Annotated in this window: 19 protein-coding genes; 16 read left to right on the top strand and 3 right to left on the bottom strand. The window is 70.8% G+C overall.

From position 1 onward, the window contains the following. The first annotated feature begins 7 nt into the window (after positions 1-7). The 16 genes from polA to FGG90_RS04940 all read left to right on the top strand — a co-directional run bounded on the left by polA (position 8) and on the right by FGG90_RS04940 (position 20,963). Complete coding sequence (polA, locus tag FGG90_RS05015; protein WP_094129725.1) at positions 8-2,692, top strand: DNA polymerase I; 2,685 nt, start codon at positions 8-10, stop codon at positions 2,690-2,692. A 45-nt stretch (positions 2,693-2,737) separates the two neighbouring features. Continuing rightward, entirely contained in the window at positions 2,738-3,196 is a 459-nt protein-coding gene (locus tag FGG90_RS05010; RefSeq protein ID WP_094129728.1) for a PTS sugar transporter subunit IIA, read from the top strand. Next, positions 3,193-4,872, top strand: coding sequence for a DUF885 domain-containing protein (locus FGG90_RS05005; RefSeq protein ID WP_094129731.1), 1,680 nt, complete (start codon positions 3,193-3,195; stop codon positions 4,870-4,872). Before FGG90_RS05010 ends, FGG90_RS05005 begins: the two co-directional genes overlap by 4 nt. A 188-nt stretch (positions 4,873-5,060) precedes the next feature. Next, positions 5,061-6,515 (top strand): 30S ribosomal protein S1, encoded by a 1,455-nt coding sequence (rpsA, locus tag FGG90_RS05000; protein ID WP_063071780.1) that lies wholly within the window; start codon positions 5,061-5,063, stop codon positions 6,513-6,515. Positions 6,516-6,644: 129 nt separating this feature from the next. Next, a complete protein-coding gene (gene coaE, locus FGG90_RS04995; protein ID WP_094129734.1) occupies positions 6,645-7,259 on the top strand; it encodes a dephospho-CoA kinase in 615 nt (204 codons plus the stop codon). Positions 7,260-7,269: 10 nt separating this feature from the next. Then, on the top strand, positions 7,270-9,336 hold the full coding sequence (uvrB, locus tag FGG90_RS04990) for an excinuclease ABC subunit UvrB (protein ID WP_094129737.1): 2,067 nt from the start codon (positions 7,270-7,272) through the stop codon (positions 9,334-9,336). 80 nt (positions 9,337-9,416) lie between these two features. After that, the gene (uvrA, locus tag FGG90_RS04985) at positions 9,417-12,338 is read left to right on the top strand and encodes an excinuclease ABC subunit UvrA (protein WP_094129740.1); all 2,922 of its coding nucleotides are present in this window, start codon (positions 9,417-9,419) and stop codon (positions 12,336-12,338) included. Beyond that, complete coding sequence (gene uvrC / locus FGG90_RS04980; RefSeq protein ID WP_094129744.1) at positions 12,338-14,266, top strand: excinuclease ABC subunit UvrC; 1,929 nt, start codon at positions 12,338-12,340, stop codon at positions 14,264-14,266. The genes uvrA and uvrC overlap by 1 nt, the downstream gene beginning before the upstream one ends. Before the next feature lie 75 nt (positions 14,267-14,341). Next, positions 14,342-15,217, top strand: a complete 876-nt coding sequence (gene rapZ, locus FGG90_RS04975; protein WP_086517562.1) for an RNase adapter RapZ — start codon at positions 14,342-14,344, stop codon at positions 15,215-15,217. Between the two features lie 29 nt (positions 15,218-15,246). Continuing rightward, the gene (gene whiA, locus FGG90_RS04970) at positions 15,247-16,227 is read left to right on the top strand and encodes a DNA-binding protein WhiA (protein ID WP_086517561.1); all 981 of its coding nucleotides are present in this window, start codon (positions 15,247-15,249) and stop codon (positions 16,225-16,227) included. Between the two features lie 189 nt (positions 16,228-16,416). After that, positions 16,417-17,043, top strand: a complete 627-nt coding sequence (locus FGG90_RS04965) for a superoxide dismutase (protein ID WP_063071787.1) — start codon at positions 16,417-16,419, stop codon at positions 17,041-17,043. 126 nt (positions 17,044-17,169) lie between these two features. Then, positions 17,170-18,177: a type I glyceraldehyde-3-phosphate dehydrogenase gene (gene gap, locus FGG90_RS04960; RefSeq protein ID WP_043669585.1), complete on the top strand. Its 1,008-nt coding sequence runs from the start codon at positions 17,170-17,172 to the stop codon at positions 18,175-18,177. A gap of 6 nt (positions 18,178-18,183) precedes the next feature. Next, a complete protein-coding gene (locus FGG90_RS04955; RefSeq protein ID WP_094129747.1) occupies positions 18,184-19,398 on the top strand; it encodes a phosphoglycerate kinase in 1,215 nt (404 codons plus the stop codon). Continuing rightward, complete coding sequence (gene tpiA / locus FGG90_RS04950; protein ID WP_094129750.1) at positions 19,389-20,192, top strand: triose-phosphate isomerase; 804 nt, start codon at positions 19,389-19,391, stop codon at positions 20,190-20,192. Before FGG90_RS04955 ends, tpiA begins: the two co-directional genes overlap by 10 nt. Positions 20,193-20,331: 139 nt before the next feature. Then, the gene (secG, locus tag FGG90_RS04945) at positions 20,332-20,583 is read left to right on the top strand and encodes a preprotein translocase subunit SecG (protein WP_012038429.1); all 252 of its coding nucleotides are present in this window, start codon (positions 20,332-20,334) and stop codon (positions 20,581-20,583) included. A gap of 11 nt (positions 20,584-20,594) precedes the next feature. Beyond that, the gene (locus FGG90_RS04940; protein ID WP_053774592.1) at positions 20,595-20,963 is read left to right on the top strand and encodes an RNA polymerase-binding protein RbpA; all 369 of its coding nucleotides are present in this window, start codon (positions 20,595-20,597) and stop codon (positions 20,961-20,963) included. Between the two features lie 150 nt (positions 20,964-21,113). Here FGG90_RS04940 and pgl read toward each other — a convergent pair whose 3' ends face one another. From pgl to zwf, 3 genes are read right to left on the bottom strand one after another with little or no spacing between them, the layout of a single operon-like run. Then, complete coding sequence (gene pgl / locus FGG90_RS04935; RefSeq protein ID WP_094129753.1) at positions 21,114-21,884, bottom strand: 6-phosphogluconolactonase; 771 nt, start codon at positions 21,882-21,884, stop codon at positions 21,114-21,116. Beyond that, positions 21,881-22,879 carry a glucose-6-phosphate dehydrogenase assembly protein OpcA gene (locus FGG90_RS04930; RefSeq protein ID WP_094129756.1) on the bottom strand — a complete coding sequence of 333 codons (999 nt, stop codon included), beginning with the start codon at positions 22,877-22,879 and terminating at the stop codon, positions 21,881-21,883. The genes pgl and FGG90_RS04930 overlap by 4 nt, the downstream gene beginning before the upstream one ends. Beyond that, positions 22,876-24,417 (bottom strand): glucose-6-phosphate dehydrogenase, encoded by a 1,542-nt coding sequence (gene zwf / locus FGG90_RS04925; protein ID WP_063071793.1) that lies wholly within the window; start codon positions 24,415-24,417, stop codon positions 22,876-22,878. The genes FGG90_RS04930 and zwf overlap by 4 nt, the downstream gene beginning before the upstream one ends. Positions 24,418-24,445 lie beyond the last annotated feature (28 nt).

Here is a 24,445-nt window from a genome sequence, read left to right as displayed (position 1 = left end):
TGGGACCGTGCCGAACACGGAAAAGCCTACCCTCCTCGTCATCGACGGCCATTCCCTGGCGTTCCGGGCGTTCTACGCCCTGCCGGCGGAGAGCTTCCAGAACCGCGAGGGGCAGCACACGAACGCCGTGCACGGCTTCATCGCCATGCTCATCAACCTCCTGCAGAAGGAGAAGCCCACGCACGTCGGCGTCGCGTTCGACATCTCCCGCTTCTCCTTCCGCACGCGCGAGTACCCGGAGTACAAGGGCACTCGCGGCGAGACGCCCATGGAGTTCACCGGGCAGGTGCCGCTGCTCGAGCGGGCGCTGAAGACCATGAACATCCCCACCCTCACCAAGGAGGACCACGAGGCGGACGACATCCTCGCGACCCTCGCCACCCAGGGCCGGGAGCAGGGCTTCCGCGTGCTCGTCGTCTCGGGAGACCGGGACGCCATCCAGCTCGTCAACGACGACGTCACGCTGCTCTACCCGTCCACCCAGGGCGTCTCGCAGCTCACGCGCTACGACGCCGAGAAGGTGTTCGAGAAGTACGGCGTGCAGCCGGGGATGTACCCGGACATCGCCGCGCTCGTGGGCGAGACGAGCGACAACCTCATCGGCGTCGACAAGGTCGGGCCGAAGACCGCCGTCAAGTGGCTGAACCAGTACGGATCGCTCGACGCGGTCCTCGAGCACCGGGACGAGATCCCGGGCAAGGTCGGCGACAACCTGCGCGCGCAGTACGAGAACGTCATCCGCAACCGCCGCCTCAACCGGCTGCTCACCGACGTCGAGCTGCCGCTCGGCCCGGCGGACCTGGAGCGCAAGCCCATCGACGAGCCCGCCCTCCGCGAGGTGTTCCAGGTGCTGGAGTTCAAGCAGCTGCTGGACCGCGTGCTGAAGCTCGAGGGATCCGGCGCCTCCGCGTCGAGCGAGGGCACGCCCGTCGGCGCGGTCGAGCAGGAGCCGTCGACGGCCCCGGCCGCCCCGCAGGCGCAGCAGCTGCTCGACGAGGAGCTGGAGAAGTGGATCCGCACCCAGGTCGCCGCGTCGCCGCACGGGCTCGGCCTCACGGTGGAGACGCAGGACGGGAAGCCGGTCGGCTTCGGCATCGCGAGCGCGACCGAGTCCGTCACCCTGCCGTGGCAGGAGGGCCGCGCCGACTACGCGCCCTTCGAGCGCTGGCTCGCGAGCGACGCGCCGAAGATCATGGCCGACGCCAAGGTGCAGGTGAAGGCCATGCGCCGCGCCGGCCTCGCCGTCGCCGGCCTCGCGTTCGACGTGCTCGTGGCCGGCTGGCTGCTGCGTCCCGGCTTCACCGACAAGACGCTGGCCGCGCTCGTCAGCCGGTACCTCCTGGAGGACCTGCCCGAGCCCGACGCGAACCAGCTCGTGCCCGAGACCGAGGCGCTCACCGCGCCGACGGAGGCCTGGTACACGCTCCGGGTCGAGGAGGCCCTGCGCCAGGTGCTCGACGAGCGCACCCTCGGGGTCATGGTCGACATCGAGATGCCGACGCTGCTCGTGCTCGTGGAGATGGAGCTGCGCGGCGTCGCCACCGACCGGGCGGGGCTCGCCGAGCTGTCCGCTCAGCTGCAGGAGCGCATCACCGACCTCGCCCAGCGGGCGTTCGCGGAGATCGGCAAGGAGATCAACCTCGGCTCGCCCAAGCAGCTGCAGGAGGTGCTCTTCGACCAGCTCGGCATGCCGAAGACGCGCGCCAACAAGACGGGCTTCTCCACCGACGCGGGCGCCCTCGCCGACCTCCAGGCGTCGAACCCGCACCCGTTCCTCGACCTGCTGCTCGAGCACCGCGACGCGAGCAAGCTGCGCCAGATCATCCAGACGCTCGAGCGCGGCATCGGCGACGACGAGCGGATCCACACCACGTACGTGCAGACCGGCACCACCACGGGCCGCATCTCCTCGAACGACCCGAACCTGCAGAACATCCCCGTCCGCACCGAGGAGGGCCGCCGCATCCGCAGCGCCATCCGCGTGGGCGAGGGGTACGAGACGCTGCTCACGGCCGACTACTCGCAGATCGAGATGCGGATCATGGCGCACCTCTCCGGCGACGAGGGCCTCATCGAGGCGTTCGCGGCGGGGGAGGACCTGCACCGGTTCGTGGGGTCCCGCATCTTCGGCGTCACGCCAGCGGACGTGAGCGCCGAGATGCGCACGAAGGTCAAGGCCATGAGCTACGGCTTGGCCTACGGCCTCAGCGCGTTCGGCCTCTCGAAGCAGCTGCGCATCCCGTCGTCCGAGGCGAAGCAGCTCATGACCGACTACTTCGCGCGCTTCGGCTCCGTGCGCGACTACCTCCGCCAGGTCGTGGAGGAGGCGCGCGCCGCCGGCTACACGGAGACGATCTTCGGTCGCCGCCGCCCGTTCCCCGACCTGAACAGCCCCAACCGCGTCCTCCGCGACAACGCCGAGCGCGCGGCCCTCAACGCGCCGATCCAGGGGTCGGCGGCCGACATCATGAAGATCGCGATGATCCGCATCGAGGCCGACATGCGCGAGCGCGACATGGCGTCGCGCATGCTGCTCCAGGTGCACGACGAGCTCATCCTCGAGGTCGCCCCGGGGGAGTGGGACGCGCTCGAGGCGATCGTCACCGACCGCATGGCCCACGCGGCGGACCTCCGGGTGCCGCTCGAGGTGCAGGTGGGCCGCGGCGACTCGTGGGCCGCCGCCGCGCACTGACCGCGACCACCCGGTCCCCACCCCCGAGCACGAGGAGCAGCACGCATGACGAACGGACGACTCTCGGACCTCCTCGCGGACGGGTCCATCCGGCTCGACGCGCGCGCCGCCGACCGGGAGGCGGCCATCCGCCAGGCGGGCGAGGCGCTCGTCGCCGCCGGCGCGGTCGACCCGGGCTACGTGGACGCGATGGTCGAGCGCGAGCGCTCGGTCTCCACGTTCGTCGGCGAGGGCGTCGCCGTGCCGCACGGCACGCTGGCCGCCGGACGCGATCTGGTGCGGGCCGACGCCATCAGCGTCCTGCGCCTCCCGGACGGCGTCGACTGGGACGGGCACGACGTCCGCATCGTCATCGGGATCGCGGCCACGGGCGGCGGGCACATCGCCCTGCTGTCGCGCCTCGCGGAGATCCTGCTCGACCCCGTGCGCGCCGAGCGGCTGCGCGGCGCCACCGATCCCGCGGCCGTCCGGTCGCTGCTGGGAGCCGGTAACGTCGAGGGATGACGACGACGCCGAAGGCCCCCCGACCGCAGACGGACATCGACCGAATCGCCGAGGGGTGGATCGACGCCTCGCTCGACCTGCACCCGGAGGAGCGCGTCTACCTGGGCCGTCCCGGGCGCGAGGGCGAGTACGGCGACACGTCGCCCGCGGGCCACGCGGCGCACGCCGAGGCCGCGCGCGCGGTCATCCGGCAGCTCGCCGACGCGCGCCCGGTCGACGCGGTGGACGAGGTCACCCGCATGGACCTCACGCGCGAGCTGGAGCTCGACGTCGAGATGCACGACGCGGGCGTCCACCTCTCCGACCTCAACGTCATCGCGTCGCCCGCGCAGGGCATCCGCGAGGTCTTCGACATCTCGCCGACGGCCACCGAGGGCGACTGGGAGCACCTCGCCACGCGCCTGGGCAACGTCGCCGGCGCGGTCGACGGGTACGTCGAGACGCTGCGCGAGGGCGTGCGCCGCGGCCAGACCCCGGCGAAGCGGCAGATCCGCGAGGTGCTCGGCCAGGTCGAGCGGCAGGCGGCCCCCGACGGGTTCTTCCGCTCCTTCGCGGAGGAGGCCCGGGCCGACTCCGGCGAGCTGCCGGCCTCGCTCCGCCGGGACCTCGCGGCCCGCGCCGAGGAGGCGCGCACCGCCTACGCGCGCCTCGCCGCGTTCCTCGGCACCGAGCTCGAGCCCGCCGGCCGCGAGGCCGACGCCGTGGGCCGCGAGCAGTACGCCCTCCGCTCGCGCTCGTTCCTCGGCGCCGAGGTCGACCTCGACGAGACGTACGAGTGGGGCGTCGGCGAGCTCGCGCGCATGGTGGAGGAGCAGGAGGCCGTCGCCCGCGAGATCCTCCCAGGCGCCACCGTGCTCGAGGCCATCGCCCACCTCGACGGCGACGCGTCCCGCAAGCTGCACGGCACCGACGCCCTCCGCGCCTGGATGCAGGAGACGAGCGACCGCGCCGTGGAGGAGCTCGGCCGCACGCACTTCGACATCCCCGAGGAGATCCGCGCGCTCGAGTGCATGATCGCCCCCACGCAGGAGGGCGGCATCTACTACTCCGGCCCCGCGGACGACTTCAGCCGCCCCGGCCGCATGTGGTGGTCGGTGCCCGAGGGCGTCACCGAGTTCGACACCTGGCGCGAGCTGACGACCGTCTACCACGAGGGCGTCCCGGGGCACCACCTGCAGATCGCGCAGGCCACCTACAACAAGGCCGAGCTCAACACGTGGCGCCGCTTCGCCGGCACCTCCGGCCACGCCGAGGGCTGGGCCCTCTACGCCGAACGCCTGATGCAGGAGCTCGGCTACCTCGACGACCCGGCCGACCGCCTGGGCATGCTCGACGGCCAGCGCATGCGCGCCGCCCGCGTCGTGCTCGACATCGGCGTCCACCTCGGCAAGACGCGCCCCGACGGCGAGGCCGTCTGGGACGCCGAGTTCGCCTTCGACTTCATGGGCCGCAACGTCAACATGGATCCGTCGTTCGTGCGCTTCGAGGTCAACCGCTACCTCGGCTGGCCGGGCCAGGCGCCGTCGTACAAGGTGGGGCAGCGCATCTGGGAGGACCTCCGCGACGAGACCCGACGCCGCGAGGGCGCCGCGTTCGACGTCCGCGAGTTCCACCGCCGCGCGCTCGACGTCGGCGGCGTGGGCCTCGACACGCTCCGCGCCGCGGTCCTCCGCTGACGCGTCCGGCCGTCCCTCGCGCCGCGCGGCCCGCATCGGCCCGCGCGGCGCGGTTGTCCCGCCTCGCGACCCGGGTCTAAGATCGACTGTCGCGCTTCTGCGACGACCCATCCGTCCGCCGCTCGACCGGTACCCGCGCGGGTCCGCGCCAGCGGCCTTATTCATGCCCATCCTGGAGCACTAACTACATGACAATCGCAACGACCGACAAGGCGCCCAAGCAGGTCGCGATCAACGACATCGGATCTGCTGAGGACTTCCTCGCCGCGGTCGAGAAGACACTGAAGTTCTTCAACGACGGAGACCTCATCGAGGGCACCGTCGTGAAGATCGATCGGGACGAGGTCCTGATCGACGTCGGCTACAAGACCGAGGGCGTCATCCCCTCGCGTGAGCTGTCGATCAAGCACGACGTCGACCCCACGGAGGTCGTCAAGGTCGGCGACACCGTCGAGGCCCTCGTCCTCCAGAAGGAGGACAAGGAAGGCCGTCTGATCCTGTCCAAGAAGCGCGCGCAGTACGAGCGCGCGTGGGGCGACGTGGAGAAGATCAAGGAGTCCGACGGCGTCGTCACCGGCACCGTCATCGAGGTCGTCAAGGGCGGCCTCATCGTGGACATCGGCCTCCGCGGCTTCCTCCCGGCATCGCTCATCGAGCTGCGCCGCGTCCGCGACCTCACGCCGTACCTCGGCCAGGAGATCGAGGCCAAGATCCTCGAGCTCGACAAGAACCGCAACAACGTGGTCCTGTCGCGCCGCGCCCTGCTCGAGCAGACGCAGTCCGAGAGCCGCAGCACGTTCCTCAACAACCTCCAGAAGGGCCAGGTCCGCAAGGGCGTGGTCTCCTCGATCGTCAACTTCGGTGCGTTCGTGGACCTGGGCGGCGTCGACGGCCTCGTGCACGTCTCCGAGCTCAGCTGGAAGCACATCGAGCACGCCAGCGAGGTCGTCGAGGTGGGCCAGGAGGTGACCGTCGAGATCCTCGAGGTCGACCTGGAGCGCGAGCGCGTGTCGCTGTCGCTCAAGGCGACGCAGGAGGACCCGTGGCAGGTCTTCGCCCGCACGCACGCCATCGGCCAGGTCGCACCCGGCAAGGTCACCAAGCTGGTGCCGTTCGGCGCGTTCGTCCGCGTGGCCGAGGGCATCGAGGGCCTCGTGCACATCTCGGAGCTCTCCGGCAAGCACGTCGAGCTCGCCGAGCAGGTCGTGTCCGTCGGCGACGAGGTGTTCGTCAAGGTCATCGACATCGACCTCGAGCGTCGCCGCATCTCGCTGAGCCTCAAGCAGGCCAACGACGGCGTCGACCCCGAGGGCACCGAGTTCGACCCCGCCCTCTACGGCATGCTCACCGAGTACGACGACCAGGGGAACTACAAGTACCCCGAGGGCTTCGACCCGGAGACCAACGAGTGGAAGGAGGGCTTCGAGGCCCAGCGCGAGACCTGGGAGCAGCAGTACGCCGCAGCTCAGGCCCGCTGGGAGGCCCACAAGAAGCAGGTCGCGGCAGCAGCCGAGGCCGAGGCGGCCGACACGGGCATCACGTCCGCCGGCCCCGGCTTCACGAGCGACTCGACGGGCGCCGGCACGCTGGCGGACGACGAGAGCCTCGCCGCCCTGCGCGAGAAGCTGTCCAGCTCGAAGTAGTCCCACCCGCACCACGACGAGGCCGCTCTCCTTCGGGGAGGGCGGCCTCCGTCGTGCGCGGGGAGCCCGGCTCCGGAGCGCCCGCCCCGGGGCGTCGGTCTCCGGCGCGGCCGCGCCTAGGGTGGATCCATGCGCGTGATCGGACTGACGGGCGGCATCGCCGCGGGCAAGACGGTGGTGGCCGACCGGCTGGCGGAGCTCGGGGCGGTGCGCATCGACGCCGATCGGCTCGCCCGCGAGGTCGTGGAGCCGGGGACGCCGGCGCTGGCGGAGATCGCGCGCCGCTTCGGCGCCGGCGTCATCGGCGCCGACGGGGCGCTCGATCGGCCGGCGCTCGGCGCGATCGTCTTCCAGGACCCGGACGCCCGACGCGACCTCGAGGCGATCACCCACCCCGCCGTCCGCGCGCTGTCCGCGCAGCGCATGGCCGAGGCGGGGGAGGCCGACCCGGACGCGGTGGTCGTCTACGACATCCCGCTCCTCGTGGAGTCCGGGCGCACGGACGAGTTCGAGCGGATCGTCGTGGTGCACGCGCCGCGGGCGGAGCGGATCCGACGGCTCGTCGAGCTCCGCGGCATGGCCGCCGAGGAGGCGGAGCGTCGCATCGCCCTGCAGGCGTCCGACGAGGAGCGGCTCCGGGTGGCGGACGACGTCATCGATTCCGGCGTCTCGCTCGCGTCCACGCTCGGGCAGACGGATCGGCTCTGGGCGAACCTGTCCGGCGGTGTCGGGGGCCGCTCGTAGACTCGGGAGCATGCAGCCCACCCGGTCCGTGCGCCCCTTCAAGGTCGTCAGCGAGTACTCCCCGAGCGGCGACCAGCCCACGGCCATCGCCGAGCTGGCGGGCCGGGTCAACGCCGGCGAACCCGACGTGGTGCTCCTCGGCGCCACGGGCACCGGCAAGTCCGCGACCGCCGCCTGGCTCATCGAGCAGGTGCAGCGGCCCACGCTGATCCTCGCCCACAACAAGACGCTCGCCGCCCAGCTCGCCACCGAGTTCCGCGAGCTCATGCCGGACAACGCCGTCGAGTACTTCGTCTCGTACTACGACTACTACCAGCCCGAGGCGTACGTGCCGCAGACGGACACCTTCATCGAGAAGGACTCCTCGGTCAACGCCGAGGTCGAGCGCCTCCGCCACTCCACCACCAACTCGCTGCTCAGCCGGCGGGACGTCGTGGTGGTCAGCACGGTCTCCTGCATCTACGGCCTCGGCCAGCCCGAGCAGTACATGAACGCCATGGTCGCGCTCCAGGTGGGCATGCAGATCAACCGCGACACCCTCATCCGCAAGTTCGTCTCCATGCAGTACCAGCGCAACGACGTCGACTTCTCGCGCGGCAACTTCCGGGTGCGCGGCGACACCATCGAGATCATCCCGATGTACGAGGAGCTGGCCATCCGCATCGAGATGTTCGGCGACGAGATCGAGGCGCTGTACACGCTGCACCCGCTCACGGGCGACGTGGTCCGCAAGATGGACTCGGTGTCCGTGTTCCCCGGCTCGCACTACGTGGCCGAGACCGAGGTCATGCAGCGGGCCATCGGCACCATCCAGCAGGAGCTCGAGGAGCGGCTGGCGGTGCTCGAGCGCGAGGGCAAGCTTCTCGAGGCCCAGCGCCTCCGCATGCGCACCAACTTCGACATCGAGATGATGCAGCAGATCGGCTTCTGCTCCGGAATCGAGAACTACTCGCGCCACATCGACGGCCGCGACGCGGGGGAGGCCCCGCACTGCCTGCTCGACTACTTCCCGGACGACTTCCTCGTGGTCATCGACGAGTCGCACGTCACCGTGCCGCAGATCGGCGCCATGTTCGAGGGCGACTCGTCGCGCAAGCGCACGCTCGTGGAGCACGGCTTCCGCCTCCCGAGCGCGCTCGACAACCGGCCCCTCAAGTGGAACGAGTTCACCGAGCGCGTGCCGCAGACCGTGTACATGTCGGCGACGCCCGGCAAGTACGAGCTCGGCATGGGCGACGGCGTGGTGGAGCAGATCATCCGCCCCACGGGCCTCGTCGACCCGGCCATCGTCGTGAAGCCCACCAAGGGCCAGATCGACGACCTGCTGGAGCAGATCCGCATCCGGGTGGAGAAGGACGAGCGCATCCTCGTCACGACCCTCACCAAGAAGATGGCCGAGGAGCTCACCGACTACTTCGCCGAGGCGGGCGTGCGCGTGCGCTACCTCCACTCGGACGTCGACACGCTGCGCCGCGTCGAGCTGCTCAGCGAGCTGCGCGCCGGCATCTACGACGTGCTCGTCGGCATCAACCTGCTGCGCGAGGGCCTCGACCTCCCCGAGGTGTCGCTCGTCGCGATCCTCGACGCCGACAAGGAGGGCTTCCTCCGCTCGTCCACGTCGCTCATCCAGACCATCGGCCGCGCGGCGCGCAACGTCTCGGGCGAGGTGCACATGTACGCCGACGTCCTCACGGACAGCATGAAGCGCGCCATCGAGGAGACCGACCGGCGTCGCGAGCGGCAGGTCGCCTACAACACCGAGCACGGCATCGACCCCACGCCGCTGCGCAAGCGCATCGCGGACATCACCGAGATCCTGGCGCGCGAGGGCGAGGACACGAAGAAGATGCTCGAGGGCCGCGGCGGCGGCAAGCGCTCGCCCACGCCGAACCTCCGGCGCGAGGGCAAGGCGGCTGCGGGGGCGAACGAGCTGGAGACGATCATCTCCGACCTCAACGACCAGATGCTGCAGGCCGCGGGCGAGCTCAAGTTCGAGCTCGCGGCGCGCCTCCGTGACGAGCTGGGCGACCTCAAGCGGGAGCTCCGGCAGATGGAGAAGGCCGGGCACCTGTCCTGAGGGGCCGGCGCGGGGGAGCGGCGATGGCCGGCGACCCCCGCGCCGTCGGAGGTGTCGGTGGCGACGCATACGATGGATGCGTGTCCATCTCCCCCGTCGAGTCCTCCTCCCTCCTCAGCGTCCGCGGCGCCCGTGTCCACAACCTCCGCGACGTCGACCTCGACATCCCGCGCGACTCGCTCGTCGTCTTCACGGGCCTGTCGGGGTCCGGCAAGTCGTCCCTCGCGTTCGACACGATCTTCGCCGAGGGCCAGCGCCGCTACGTCGAGTCGCTGTCCGCGTACGCGCGCCAGTTCCTCGGCCAGGTCGACCGGCCCGACGTCGACTTCATCGAGGGCCTGAGCCCCGCGGTCTCCATCGACCAGAAGTCCACGAACCGCAACCCGCGCTCCACCGTCGGCACCATCACCGAGATCTTCGACTACATGCGCCTGCTCTGGGCGCGCATCGGCGTGGCCCACTGCCCCGTGTGCGGCGAGCGCATCTCCCGCCAGACCGTGCAGCAGATCGCCGATCAGCTCATGGAGCTCGAGACCGGCACCCGGTACCAGGTCGTGAGCCCCATCGTGTCGCAGAAGAAGGGCGAGTTCGTCGACCTCTTCGCGGAGCTCGCCTCGGGCGGCTACTCGCGCGCCATCGTCGACGGCGAGCTCATCCAGCTCAGCTCCCCGCCCAAGCTCAAGAAGCAGTACAAGCACGACATCTCGGTCGTGGTCGACCGCCTCGTCGCGAGCGACGAGATCCTCGGGCGCCTCACGGACTCGCTCGAGACCGCGCTCCGCCTCACCGACGGCATCGTCATGATCGACTTCGTCGACGTCGAGGGTCCCGCGGGCCTGCAGACGTACTCGGAGAAGCTGTCCTGCCCGAACAACCACCCGATCCAGCTCACCGAGATCGAGCCGCGCACCTTCTCCTTCAACGCGCCCTTCGGCGCGTGCCCCGAGTGCTCCGGCCTCGGCACGCGCATGTCGGTCGACCAGGAGCTGCTCATCGGCGACGAGTCGCTGAGCATCGCGGACGGCGTCATCCTGCCGTGGACCACGCAGGGCAAGGGCCTGTTCCAGTACTACGAGAAGCTGCTCGCGGGTCTCGCGCGCGACCTCAAGTTCTCGCTCACCACGCCCTGGCGGAAGCTGTCGGAGGAGGTGCGCGAGGCGGTCCTCCGCGGCAACGACTTCGAGGTCCAGGTCAAGTGGAAGAACCGCTACGGCCGCGAGATGACCTACTCGTCCGGCTTCGAGGGCGTCATGCCCTACATCGAGCGCCAGTTCGCGCAAGCCGAGACCGACAACCAGCGCGCGCGCTGGGGCGAGTACCTCCGCGAGATCCCGTGCCCGGTGTGCGACGGCAAGCGCCTCAAGCCCGAGGTGCTCGCGGTCCTGGTGCACGGCGCGAACATCGCCGACGTCGCGGAGATGAGCCTCTCGGACGCGCAGACGTTCATGGCGCAGCTGGAGCTCACCGACCGCGAGGCGCACATCGCCGCGCAGGTGCTGCGGGAGATCCGCGTCCGGCTCGACTTCCTCATCGAGGTGGGCCTCAACTACCTCAACCTCGCACGCGCGGCGGCGTCCCTCTCGGGTGGTGAGGCGCAGCGCATCCGCCTCGCCACGCAGATCGGCTCGGGGCTCACCGGCGTGCTGTACGTGCTCGACGAGCCGTCGATCGGCCTGCACCAGCGCGACAACCGGCGGCTCATCGAGACGCTCATCAAGCTGCGCGACCTCGGCAACACGCTCATCGTCGTCGAGCACGACGAGGACACCATCCGCACGGCCGACTGGATCGTCGACATCGGACCGGGCGCCGGCGTCAACGGCGGCAAGGTCGTGCACTCCGGCTCGTACGCGGGCCTCATCGAGAACCGCGAGTCGCTCACGGGCGACTACCTCGCGGGCCGACGCGCCATCGCGACGCCGGCGAAGCGCCGCAAGATCGACCGCAAGCGGCAGATCCAGGTGGTCGGCGCCCGCGCCAACAACCTGCAGAACGTCACCGCGGCGTTCCCGCTCGGCACCCTCACGGCCGTCACGGGCGTCAGCGGATCCGGCAAGTCGTCGCTCGTGAACGACATCCTCTACCGGGTGCTCGCCAACGAGCTCAACGGCGCCCGCAAGGTGCCGGGCAAGCACTCCCGCGTCACCGGGCTCGAGAACCTCGACAAGGTCGTGCACGTCGACCAGAACCCCATCGGCCGCACGCCGCGCTCGAACCCCGCCACCTACACGGGCGTGTTCGACCGGATCCGCACGCTGTTCGCCGAGACCACCGAGGCGAAGGCGCGCGGGTACCTCCCCGGCCGCTTCAGCTTCAACGTCAAGGGCGGGCGCTGCGAGGCGTGCTCGGGCGACGGCACCATCAAGATCGAGATGAACTTCCTGCCCGACGTGTACGTCGCGTGCGAGGTCTGCGGGGGAGCGCGCTACAACCGCGACACCCTCAGCGTCCACTACAAGGGCAAGAGCATCGCCGAGGTGCTCGACATGTCCATCAGCGAGGCGGCGGAGTTCTTCGAGCCGATCCAGGCCATCCACCGCTTCATGAAGACGCTGGTCGACGTGGGCCTCGGCTACGTGCGGCTCGGGCAGAGCGCCACGACGCTCTCGGGCGGCGAGGCGCAGCGCGTCAAGCTGTCCACCGAGCTGCAGCGCCGGTCGAACGGGCGCAGCGTCTACGTCCTCGACGAGCCGACCACCGGCCTCCACTTCGAGGACGTGCGCAAGCTCCTGCTCGTGCTCAACGGCCTGGTCGACAAGGGCAACACCGTCATCGTCATCGAGCACAACCTCGACGTCATCAAGTCCGCCGACTGGCTCATCGACATGGGTCCCGAGGGCGGCGCGGGCGGCGGCACCGTGCTCGCGACGGGCACCCCCGAGCACCTCGCCACGGTGCCGGAGAGCTACACAGGCGAGTTCCTCCGCGAGGTCTTCGACGCGGAGGCCGAGGCCTCCGCGGTCGCGTCGCCGCGTGCGCGCGAGGAGCGCGCGGCCGTCTGATGGCCCGCGCCGACACCGTCGGGTACCGTCCGGCGGCGGGGGAGATCCCCACGTCGCCGGGCGTGTACCGCTTCCGCGACGCCGCGGACCGCGTGCTCTACGTGGGCAAGGCGAACAACCTCCGCGCCCGCCTCGCCAACTACTTCGCGCCGCTGGAGAGCCTGCACGAGCGCACCCGCCGCATGGTCACGTCCGCGGCCGGCGTCGAGTGGACCGTGGTCGGCAGCGAGTTCGAGGCGCTGCAGCTCGAGTTCACCTGGATCAAGGAGTTCGACCCGCCCTTCAACGTCAAGTTCCGGGACGACAAGTCGTACCCGTACCTCGCGGTCACGCTGGGTGAGGACTACCCGCGGGTCATGGTCACGCGCAACCGCAAGATCCGCGGCGCCAAGTACTTCGGGCCGTACACCAAGGTGTGGGCCATCCGCGAGACCGTCGACCACATGCTCAAGGTCTTCCCCATGCGGTCCTGCTCGGAGAGCACCTTCAAGCGCGCCCGCCAGACGAACCGGCCGTGCCTGCTGGGCGACATCGGCCGATGCGCCGCGCCCTGCGTCGGCCGCGTGTCGGAGGAGGAGCACCGCGAGATCGCGGACGACTTCGTGAGCTTCATGGCCGGCAACGACTCGAAGTACGTGGGCCAGCTCACCCAGCGGATGAAGGACGCCGCCGCGGAGATGGACTACGAGGCCGCCGCCCGCCACCGCGACGACATCGGCGCCCTGGAGGCCGCGCTGTCGAAGACCGCGGTCGTGTTCGACGACCGTGTGGACGCCGACGTGTTCGGCATCGCCGCGGACGAGCTGGCCGCGGCGGTGCAGCAGTTCATGGTGCGCGGCGGCCGCATCCGCGGAACGCGCACGTGGGTGGTCGACAAGGAGCTCGACATCGGCATCGGCGAGCTCGTCGAGACGGTGCTGCACAACGCCTACGAGGACGAGGCGCATCCGCCGCGCGAGGTCCTCGTCCCGGAGCTGCCGGTGGACGCCGCCGAGCTCGAGCTGTGGCTCAGCCAGCGCCGGGCCGCGGGGGAGGACGACGGCACCGTGCGCCGGGGGCGCCCGAGCTCGTGGCAGGTCGACCTCCGGGTCGCCCAGCGCGGCGACAAGGCCGCGCTCGCGCAGACCGCCGCGACCAACGCGCAGAACGCGCTCATGCTCTACAAGACGCGGCGCAGCTCCGACTTCACCACCCGGTCGAAGGCGCTGGCCGACATCCAGGAGGCGCTCGGCATGCCCGACGCGCCGCTGCGGATGGAGTGCTACGACGTCTCGCACCTGAGCGGCACCAACATCGTCGCGTCGATGGTCGTCTTCGAGGACGGGCTGCCGCGCAAGGACCAGTACCGCCGCTTCAACATCGCCGACTCCACGGACGACACCGAGTCCATCCACCAGGTGATCACGCGCCGCCTCGCGTACCTCGGCAAGGAGGCGGAGGTGCCGGCGGACGCCGCGCCGCCGGAGCTGGGCGAGGCGCCTCCGGTGAACAAGTTCTCCTACAGCCCCAACCTGCTCATCGTCGACGGCGGACAGCCGCAGGTCGCCGCCGCCCAGCGGGCGCTCGAGGAGTCGGGGGTCACGGGCATCCAGCTCGCGGGCATCGCAAAGCGCCTCGAGGAGATCTGGCTGCCGGACTCCGACTACCCCATCATCCTGCCGCGCAACAGCGACGCGCTCTTCCTCATCCAGCGCATCCGCGACGAGGCGCACCGGTTCGCCATCACGCACCAGCGCGCGCGCCGGAAGCGCGACATCACGTCGGTGCTCAACGAGATCCCCGGCCTCGGGCCGTCGCGCGTGCAGCGCCTGCTGCAGCAGTTCGGCTCGGTGGCGAAGCTCAAGCAGGCCGAGGTGGAGGAGATCGCCGCGGTCCGCACCATCGGGCCGACCCTCGCGCAGGCCGTCTACGAGCGTCTGCGCTCGTGAACCCGGCCCGACCCGGCGTCGTGGGTCGCACCTAGACTGGATCCACCGACAGCGCGACGAGAGGTGCATGCCCGCATGAGCGTGGAGATCCCCCAGCAGGACGTCATGATCGTGACGGGGATGTCCGGCGCGGGCCGCTCCACCGTCGGCAACGCGCTGGAGGACCTCGGCTGGTACGTCGTCGACAACCTCCCGCCGCAGATGCTCAAGCCCCTCGTGGAGCTGGCCGGCCGCGCGGGCACGTCCCTCCCGAAGATCGCGGCGGTGGTCGACGTCCGCGGCGGCGACTTCTTCTCCGAGCTGCGGGACATCCTGCAGACGTTCGGCACGGGGCCACGCCTGCGGGTCCTCTTCCTCGAGGCCACGGACGCGGCGCTGGTGCGGCGCTTCGAGCAGGTGCGCCGGCCGCATCCGCTCCAGGGCAACGGCACGCTGCTCGACGGCATAGCGGCCGAGCGCGCGCGAATGATCGAGATCCGCGAGGCCAGCGACCTCGTCATCGACACGTCCGAGCTCAACATCCACCAGCTGGCGACCGCCGTCACCGAGCGGTTCAGCGGCGCGGACGACGCCGGCGTGCGCGTCACCGTCATGAGCTTCGGGTTCAAGTACGGCACGCCCGCGGACGCCGACATGGTGGCCGACATGCGCTTCCTGCCGAACCCGTTCTGGACGCCGGAGCTCCGCCCGCTGACCGGCCGCGACAAGGCCGTGAGCGACTACGTGCTGGGCCAGGAGGGCGCCGAGGAGTTCGTCCAGGCCTACGCCCGCGCGCTCTCCCCGGTGCTCGCGGGGTACCAGCGCGAGAACAAGAGACACGCTACGATCGCTATCGGCTGTACCGGCGGCAAGCACCGCTCGGTGGCCGTCGCCGAGGAGCTCTCCAGCCTCCTCCGCGCCCTTCCCGGCGTCGCTGTCAGCACCAAGCACCGCGACCTCGGCCGGGAGTAGGGCACCCATCTCATCAAGGGAGTAAGCATTTGCCTCTGACCTCGGACGTCAAGGAAGAACTGTCACGCGTCGAGGTCAGCAAGACCACGGTGAGGGCCGCCGAGCTGGCCACGATCCTGCGCTTCTCCGGCGGTCTGCACCTCATCTCCAACCGCATCGCGGTGGAGTCCGAGCTCGACACCCCGCTGCTGGCCCGTCGCGTTCGCAAGGACCTGGCCGAGCTGTACGGCGTCCGCAGCGACATCTCGGTGGTCCCGGCCTCCGGCATGCGCCGCGCCACGCACTACCTGGTCCGCGTGATGGAGGGCGGCGAGACGCTCGCCCGCCAGACCGGCCTGCTCGACGCCCGCCGCCGCCCCATCCGCGGCCTGCCGAACCGCCTCACGACGGGCTCGCGCGAGGAGATCGCGGCCGTCTGGCGCGGCGCGTTCCTTGCCGCCGGCACCCTCACGGATCCGGGGCGCTCCGCCGCCCTCGAGGTCACCTGCCCGGGCAACGAGGCCGCCATGGCGCTCGTCGGCGCCGCCGGCCGCCTCGACGTCAGCGCCAAGGCCCGCGAGGTCCGCGGGGTGCACCGCGTCGTGATCCGCGACGGCGACGCCATCGGCCAGATGCTCCGCGTCATGGGCGCGCAGGGCACCGTCCTCAACTGGGAGGAGATGCGCCAGCGCCGCGAGGTCCGCGCCACCGCCAACCGGCTCGTCAACTTCGACGACGCCAACCTCCGCCGCTCCGCGCAGGCCGCCGTCGCCGCCTGCGCGCGCGTCGAGCGCGCCATGGAGATCCTCGGCCCGGACATCCCGGACCACCTCAAGTACGCGGGCGACCTCCGCCTCCGCTTCCGCGACTCCAGCCTCGACGAGCTCGGGCACCACGCCGACCCGCCCATGACGAAGGACGCCGTCGCGGGCCGCATCCGCCGGCTGCTCGCCATGGCCGACAAGAAGGCCGTCGACGAGGGTCTGCCCGGCACCGACGCGAACCTCCCCGCGGACCTCGACGACGTCTGAGCCGCGTCGCCGGACGCCGCCGCTCCGGCGAGGGGACGCCGCCTCCCGCGCACGGGAGCGGGGGTGATCCGCCGGACGCCGGACGTCATCCGGCCAGGTGGCGCGGAGGGCCGCCGGACTAGACTCGACCCGTCACCCACCCCCGGCCTCTGGCCGGGAGCCCCCGGGCAATGAAGAGGAGATACACCTATGGCTGACTACACTCTCGTCGACCTCCCGTACGACTACTCGGCCCTCGAGCCGAGCATCAGCGGCCGCATCATGGAGCTGCACCACGACAAGCACCACAAGACGTACGTCGACGGCGCGAACACCGCCCTCGTCAAGCTGCAGGAGGCGCGCGACGCCGGCGACCTGACCTTCGTCAACAAGCTGCAGAAGGACCTCGCGTTCAACCTCGCGGGCCACGTCAACCACACGGTCTTCTGGAACAACCTCAGCCCGGACGGCGGCGACAAGCCCACCGGCGAGCTGGCCGCGGCCATCGACGAGTTCTTCGGCTCGTACGAGAAGTTCCAGGCGCACTTCACCGCCTCCGCCCTCGGCATCCAGGGCTCCGGCTGGAGCATCCTCGCGTGGGACTCCCTCGGCGAGAAGCTCATCATCGAGCAGCTCTACGACCACCAGGGCAACCTCGCCGCGGCGACCGTCCCGATCCTGCTGCTCGACATGTGGGAGCACGCGTTCTACCTCGACTACGTCAACGTTAAGGCCGACTACGTCAAGGCGTTCTGGAACATCGTCAACTGGGCCGACGTCCAGGCGCGCTTCGAGGCGACCCGCACCAAGACGCAGGGCCTCTTCCTCCTCTCGTAGCCGCATCCGCGGGCGGTCGGCGGGGAGACCCCGGCCGCCCGCGGATCCGCACGCCCCGGCTCCCCGAAGACCCCGACCTCCCTCACCCACCGCCGCCCCCGAGCGCGCAGAACACCAGGAGAACACGTGACCGTCAAGATCGGCATCAACGGCTTCGGCCGCATCGGCCGCAACTACTTCCGCGCCGCGCTCGCCAAGGGCAGCGACATCGAGATCGTCGCCGTCAACGACCTCACCGACAACAAGGCGCTCGCGCACCTGCTCAAGTACGACTCCATCACGGGCCGCCTCGACGCGACCGTCGAGCTCGACGGCGACAACATCGTCGTCAACGGCAAGGCCATCCGCGTCCTCGAGGAGCGCGACCCCGCGAACCTCCCCTGGGGCGAGCTGGGCGTCGAGATCGTCATCGAGTCCACGGGCCGCTTCACGAAGGCGGAGGACGCGCGCAAGCACATCACCGCCGGCGCCAAGAAGGTCCTCGTCTCCGCGCCCGCCACGGGCGACAACGTCGCGACCCTGGTCCTCGGCGTCAACGAGGGCACCTACGACCCCGCCACCCACGACGTCATCTCCAACGCGTCCTGCACCACGAACTGCCTCGCGCCCCTCGCCAAGGTCTTCCTCGACGAGTTCGGCATCGAGCGCGGCCTGATGACCACGGTCCACGCGTACACGGCCGACCAGAACCTGCAGGACGGCCCGCACAGCGACCTGCGTCGCGCCCGTGCCGCCGCGGTCAACATCATCCCGACGTCGACGGGTGCCGCCAAGGCGCTCGGCCTCGTCATCCCGGAGCTCGTCGGCAAGCTCGACGGCTACGCCCTCCGCGTGCCCGTGCCCACCGGCTCGATCACGGACCTCACCATCGAGACCACGGCGAACGTCACGGTCGAGCAGGTCAACGCCGCCTACAAGGCCGCGGCCGAGGGCCCCCTCAAGGGCATCCTCAAGTACACCGAGGACCCGATCGTCTCGAGCGACATCGTCAACGACCCGCACTCCTCGATCTTCGACGCCGGCCTCACCAAGGTCATCGGCTCGCAGGTCAAGGTCGCGTCGTGGTACGACAACGAGTGGGGCTACTCCAACCGCCTCGTCGACCTCACCGAGTACGTCGCCGACCGCCTGTAACCGGCCGTGGCACTCCGCACCATCGACTCCCTGGGGGATCTCCGGGGACGCCGCGTCATCGTGCGCTGCGACCTCAACGTCCCCCTGAAGGACGGCGTGATCGGCGACGACGGGCGCATCCGCGCCTCGCTGGGGACCCTCTCGGGTCTCCGCGAGGCCGGGGCCCGCGTCGTCGTCATCTCGCACCTCGGCCGCCCCGACGGCACGCCCGACGAGAAGTACAGCCTGCGTCCCGTCGCGGCCCGCCTCGGCGAGCTGCTGGGCGCCGACGTGGCCTTCGCGACCGACACCGTGGGCGACTCCGCGCGTGCGGCCGTCGAGGCCCTCGGCGACGGCGAGGTCGTCGTGCTCGAGAACCTCCGCTTCCACGCGGAGGAGACGAGCAAGGACGAGGCCGTCCGCCGCGGCTTCGCGGAGTCCATCGCCGAGCTCGGGGATGCCTTCGTGTCCGACGGCTTCGGCGTCGTGCACCGCAAGCAGGCCAGCGTGTTCGAGCTCGCGTCGGCGCTCCCCAGCGCCGCCGGGTCGCTCATCGCCAGCGAGCTCGAGGTCCTCGACCGCCTGACGGAGAACCCGGAGCGGCCGTACACCGTCGTGCTCGGCGGATCCAAGGTGTCGGACAAGCTCGGCGTCATCGGCCACCTGCTCCCGCGCGTCGACTCGCTGCTCATCGGCGGTGGGATGCTCTTCACGTTCCTCAGGGCCCAGGGCCACGAGGTGGGCGCGAGCCTCCTCGAGGAGGACCAGGTCGAGACCGTCAAGGGCTACCTGGCTGAGGCGGAGGAGCGCGGCGTGAAGATCGTGCTCCCCACCGACGTGGTCGTCGCCGACGGGTTCTCCGCCGACGCCGCCCACGAGGTGACGCGGGCCGACGCGATCGAGGAGACGCCCGCGGGCGCGAAGGGGCTCGGGCTCGACATCGGCCCCGAGACCGCCGACGCGTTCGCGACGATCATCCGCGGCTCCACGACGGTGTTCTGGAACGGCCCCATGGGCGTCTTCGAGCTGGAGCCGTTCGCGGCCGGCACGAAGACGGTCGCCGAGGCGCTCACGCGCGTCGAGGGGCTGTCCGTGGTCGGCGGCGGCGACAGCGCCGCGGCCGTCCGCGCGCTCGGATTCGATGATGACCGCTTCGGTCACATCTCGACCGGAGGCGGCGCGAGCCTCGAGTTCCTCGAGGGGAAGCGCCTGCCGGGACTGGAGGTCCTCGGATGGCAGTGACCGATCGCCCGCAGGGGCGCACGCCCCTCATCGCGGGCAACTGGAAGATGAACCTGGACCACCTCCAGGCCATCGCGTTCGTGCAGAAGCTCGCCTGGAGCCTCAAGGACGCCAAGCACGAGGCGACGGACGCGGAGGTGGCGGTGTTCCCGCCCTTCACCGACATCCGCAGCGTGCAGACGCTGGTCACGGCCGACAAGCTGGAGATCGCGTACGGCGCGCAGGACGTGTCGGCGCAGGAGTCCGGCGCGTACACGGGCGAGATCTCGGCCACGTTCCTCGCGCAGCTCGCCTGCCGGTACGTCATCGTCGGCCACTCCGAGCGGCGCACGCTGCACGGGGAGACCGACGAGCAGGTGGCCGCGAAGTCGGCGGCCGCGGTGCAGCACGGCATCGTGCCCGTGATCTGCGTGGGCGAGACCGCGGCCGACCTCGAGGAGCACGGCGCGAGCGCCGTCCCCGTGGCCCAGCTCCGGGTCGCGCTCCAGGGCCTGCCGAAGGGCGCCGACGTCGTCGTCGCCTACGAGCCCGTCTGGGCCATCGGATCCGGCACGGCCGCGACGCCCGAGCAGGCGCAGCAGGTCGCGGCGCCCCTCCGCGCCGTCGTCGCGGAGCTGCTCGGCGACGAGGCGGCCCAGGCGACGCGGATCCTCTACGGCGGATCCGTGAAGTCCGGCAACATCGCGGGCTTCCTCCGGGAGCCCGACGTCGACGGCGCGCTCGTCGGCGGCGCCAGCCTGGACGTGCAGGAGTTCTCCGCCATCGTGCGGTTCCGCTCCCACGTCGGGGTCTGATCCACCGGCGTCCCCGAGCCGCTCGCGTCCATCCGGGCGCGGGCGGCTCCCCGCGTCCAGGCGCCCGCTATAATCGACAACGGCCCATCGGCCGTCCACCGGTCGACTCGGCCACAGCACCGCACCCGAAAGGCCGCACGTGGAAATCCTCCAGGTAGTCCTGCAGGTGGTTCTGGGAATCACCAGCCTCCTGCTGACCATGCTCATCCTGCTCCACAAGGGGCGGGGCGGCGGTCTCTCCGACATGTTCGGCGGCGGCACCACGTCGAGCCTCGGCTCGTCGGGCGTCGCCGAGCGGAACCTGAACCGCATCACCGTCATCCTCGGCCTCGTCTGGGTCACGTGCATCGTGGTCCTCGGGCTGATCACCAAGTTCGACACCGGATTGTAGGGAGCAGCCACATGGCATCAGGAGGAAGCGCCATCCGCGGTTCGCGCGTCGGCGCGGGCCCCATGGGCGAGCAGGACCGCGGCTTCCACGCGGAGCGCATCTCGATTTCGTACTGGGACGCCCTCGGCAACGAGACCGTCCGCCACTTCGCGGCGAACCTGCCCGAGGAGGAGATCCCCGAGACCATCGACTCCCCGCAGTCGGGTCTCCCGGCCGGGCGCGACAAGGCCAACCCGCCGTCGGTCGCCAAGCTCGAGCCGTACAAGACGCACCTCGCGTACGTGAAGGAGCGTCGCAGCGAGGAGGAGGCGAGCCAGCTCCTCGAGGAGGCGCTGGAGCAGCTCCGCGCCCGCCGCGGCACCGTGAAGGCCACGAAGTAGGCCCAGCGCACCACGTCGAACGCCCCCGTCCATCGGACGGGGGCGTTCTGCATTCCACTGGCGGCGACGACGACGGGCGGCGACGACGACGGGCGGGCCTCCGAGGAGACCCGCCCGTGATCGCATCGGCCGGGGGAACCGGCCGCGTCGTCAGTAGGACGACAGCATGAGGTTCTCCGGCACGTCCGCCGCGGCCTCGCGGTCGATGAAGAACACCGTCCGCTTGCGGCCCTTGATGCCCGCGACGGGCACCTCGGTGCGGTCCGCTCCCGCGAGGGCGAGGCCCAGCGCGAAGGCCTTGTCCGGACCGGCGAGCACCATCCAGATCCGGAGCGACGAGTTGAGCACCGGCAGCGTCAGCGAGATGCGCTCCGCCGGCGGCTTCGGCGAGTTGCGCACGCCGATCACCGCGGCGTCCATCGTGCGGATGCCCTCGCTGTCCGGGAACAGCGATGCGACGTGCCCGTCCGGCCCGACGCCCAGGAACGTGATGTCGAACCGGGGGAGGGCGGTCTCGCCGTTGGCGTGCTCGGCGAGCTCCGCCGTGTACGCCGCCACGGCCTCGTCGAGGCTGAGCCCCGCGTCGCTCGCGCCCATGGCGTGGACGTTCTCGGCGGGCAGGTCGATGTGGTCGAGCAGCGCCTCGCGCACCGTGGTGTCGTTGCGCTCGGGGTCGCCCTGCGGGAGCCAGCGCTCGTCGCCGAACCAGAAGTGGACGCGGGTCCAGTCGACGCTGTCGCGCGCCGCGGACTCGTTCACGGCCGCGAGGATGCTCGGACCCACCGTCCCCCCGGTGAGGACGACGTTGGCCGTCTCCTCCTCGTCCAGGATGTCCACGAGCTTCGTGAGGAAGCGCGCGGCGACGGAGCCGGTCATGGCCTTCTTGTCGGGGTGCACGAGCACCCTGCGGTCGTTCGTCATCGGTCGGCCGAGTCCTTCCCTGCGGTGGTGGACGCGGTGATGTAGCCCTGGCCCGCGGTGGACCGCTCGAGTCCGTGACGGATCACGTCCCCGTAGAGGGAGTCCGGGTCCAGGCGCCGCAGCTCCTCGGCCAGGCAGTCGCGGAGGCTCCGGCGCGGGAGGCTCACGTCGTGCGTGGGCTGGTTCGGCTGCTTGAGCGTCGCCACGTTCGCGATCGGCCGGTCGAGGTCGATCACGCCCGACGCGCGGTGGAGCCGCACGCCGTGGATGCCGCTGGAGCCGGTGGCCCGCGTGGTGACCTCGTGCAGCACGGGGACCTGCAGCTGCAGCCCCAGCCACGCGGCAAGGAGCACGGTGGAGGGGGAGTCGGCGGCGCCGGACACCTCCACCTGCGTGACGGGCTCGTACGGCGGCTGGTCGAGCACCGCCGCGAGCAGGGCCCGCCACAGCGTGAGGCGCGTCCAGGCGAAGTCCGTGTCGCCGGGGGCGTAGGTCTCGGCCAGGTGCTGCAGCGCCACGCGGGGGTTGCTGCTCGTGGACGAGTCCGTGATGCGCCGCTGGGCGATGCGGCCGAGCGGCGACTGGCTGACGACCGCGGGGGCGTCGTGCGGCCACCAGGCGACGACGGGCGCGTCGGGGAGGAGCAGGCCCGTGACCAGGCTCTCCTCGTCCTCGGCGGCCGCGCCGTACACGCGGAGCACGACGACCTCGCTCGCGCCGGCGTCGCCGCCCACGCGGATCTCGGCGTCGACGCGAGCCGACTCGGTGGTCGTCTCCCGTGCGGCGCCGCGCTCCGTCGAGATCACGATGACGCGCATCGGGTGCTCGCGCGACGCGTCGTTGGCGGCCTCGATGGCCTCCTCCTCGCTACCCAGCGTGGTGGAGATGACGAGCGTCAGGACGCGGCCGAGGGCGACCGCGCCGCCCTCCTCGCGGATCTTGACGAGCGCCTTCGAGATCTTGGCGGTGGTGGTGTTCGGCAGATCGACTCTCATGGCCGCCTCCAGGTCCGTCCGTCGCGGGCGAGGAGCTCGTCGGCCGAGGCCGGCCCCCAGGTGCCCGGACGGTACTGCTCGGGCTGGCCCTGCGTGCGCCAGAATTCTTCGATGGGGTCCAGGATCTTCCAGCTCAGCTCGACCTCCTGGTGACGGGGGAAGAGCGGCGGGTCGCCGAGGAGCACATCGAGGATGAGCCGCTCGTACGCCTCGGGGCTCGCCTCGGTGAAGGCGTGGCCGTAGCCGAAGTCCATGGTGACGTCGCGCACCTGCATCCCCGCGCCCGGCACCTTGGAGCCGAAGCGGATGGTGACGCCCTCGTCGGGCTGCACCCGGATGACGAGCGCGTTCTGCCCGAGGGCCGAGGTCTGGTCCTCCGCGAACAGGTTCTGCGGGGCGCGCTTGAACACGACCGCGATCTCCGTCACACGGCGGCCGAGGCGCTTGCCCGCCCGCAGGTAGAACGGCACGCCGGCCCAGCGGCGCGTGTTGATGTCGAGCCGCATGGCCGCGTAGGTCTCGGTCAGGGACTCGGGGTCCATGCCGTCCTCGTCGAGGAAGCCCACGACCTCCTCGCCGCCCTGCCATCCGCCGGCGTACTGCCCACGGGCGGTGGCGGTGGACAGGTCCTTCGGCAGGCGCACCGCCGAGAGCACCTTCTCCTTCTCGTCCCGGAGGCTCGACGCGTCGAACGCGACGGGCTCCTCCATGGCCGTGAGGGCGAGGAGCTGCAGGAGGTGGTTCTGGATCACGTCGCGGGCCGCGCCGATGCCGTCGTAGTAGCCGGCACGGCCGCCCACGCCGATGTCCTCGGCCATGGTGATCTGCACGTGGTCGACGTAGTTCGCGTTCCACAGGGGCTCGTAGAGCTGGTTCGCGAAGCGCAGCGCCAGGATGTTCTGGACCGTCTCCTTGCCCAGGTAGTGGTCGATGCGGAACACCGAGTCCGGCGGGAAGACCGTCTCGACGACCGCGTTGAGCTCGCGGGCCGTCTTGAGGTCGCTCCCGAAGGGCTTCTCGATGACGACGCGGCGCCAGTGGCCCTCCTTCTGCTCCGCGAGGCCCGAGCGGCGGAGCTGCTCGGTGACCAGCGGGAAGGACTTCGGCGGGATCGACAGGTAGAACGCGTGGTTCCCCATCGTGCCCCGCTCGCGGTCGAGCTCCTCCGTGATGTCCTTCAGCGTCTGGAACGCCTCGTCGTCGTCGAAGGTGCCCTGCACGAAGCGGATGCCCTGCGCCAGCTGGCGCCAGACGTCCTCGTCGAACTTGGTGCGCGAGTACTGCTTGACGGCCTCGTACACGACCTGCTCGAAGTCCTGGTCCTCCCAGTCCCTCCGGGCGAAGCCGATGAGCGCGAAGCCGGGGGGCAGGAGCCCCCGGTTGGCGAGGTCGTAGACGGCCGGCATCAGCTTCTTGCGCGACAGGTCACCCGTCACGCCGAAGATGATGAGGCTGCTCGGCCCCGCGATGCGGTTCAGCCGTCGGTCTGACGGGATCCGCAGTGGATTGAATTCCGGGGTGATATCCACCGGCGACATGTAACTCCTCGATCTGCCGGACGGATCC

It is taken from the genome of Clavibacter michiganensis subsp. tessellarius (assembly GCF_021922985.1).
Taxonomy (GTDB): domain Bacteria; phylum Actinomycetota; class Actinomycetes; order Actinomycetales; family Microbacteriaceae; genus Clavibacter; species Clavibacter tessellarius.
Note: the sequence above shows the minus strand (reverse complement) of the source record. Positions and strands in the feature narration are given on the sequence as shown.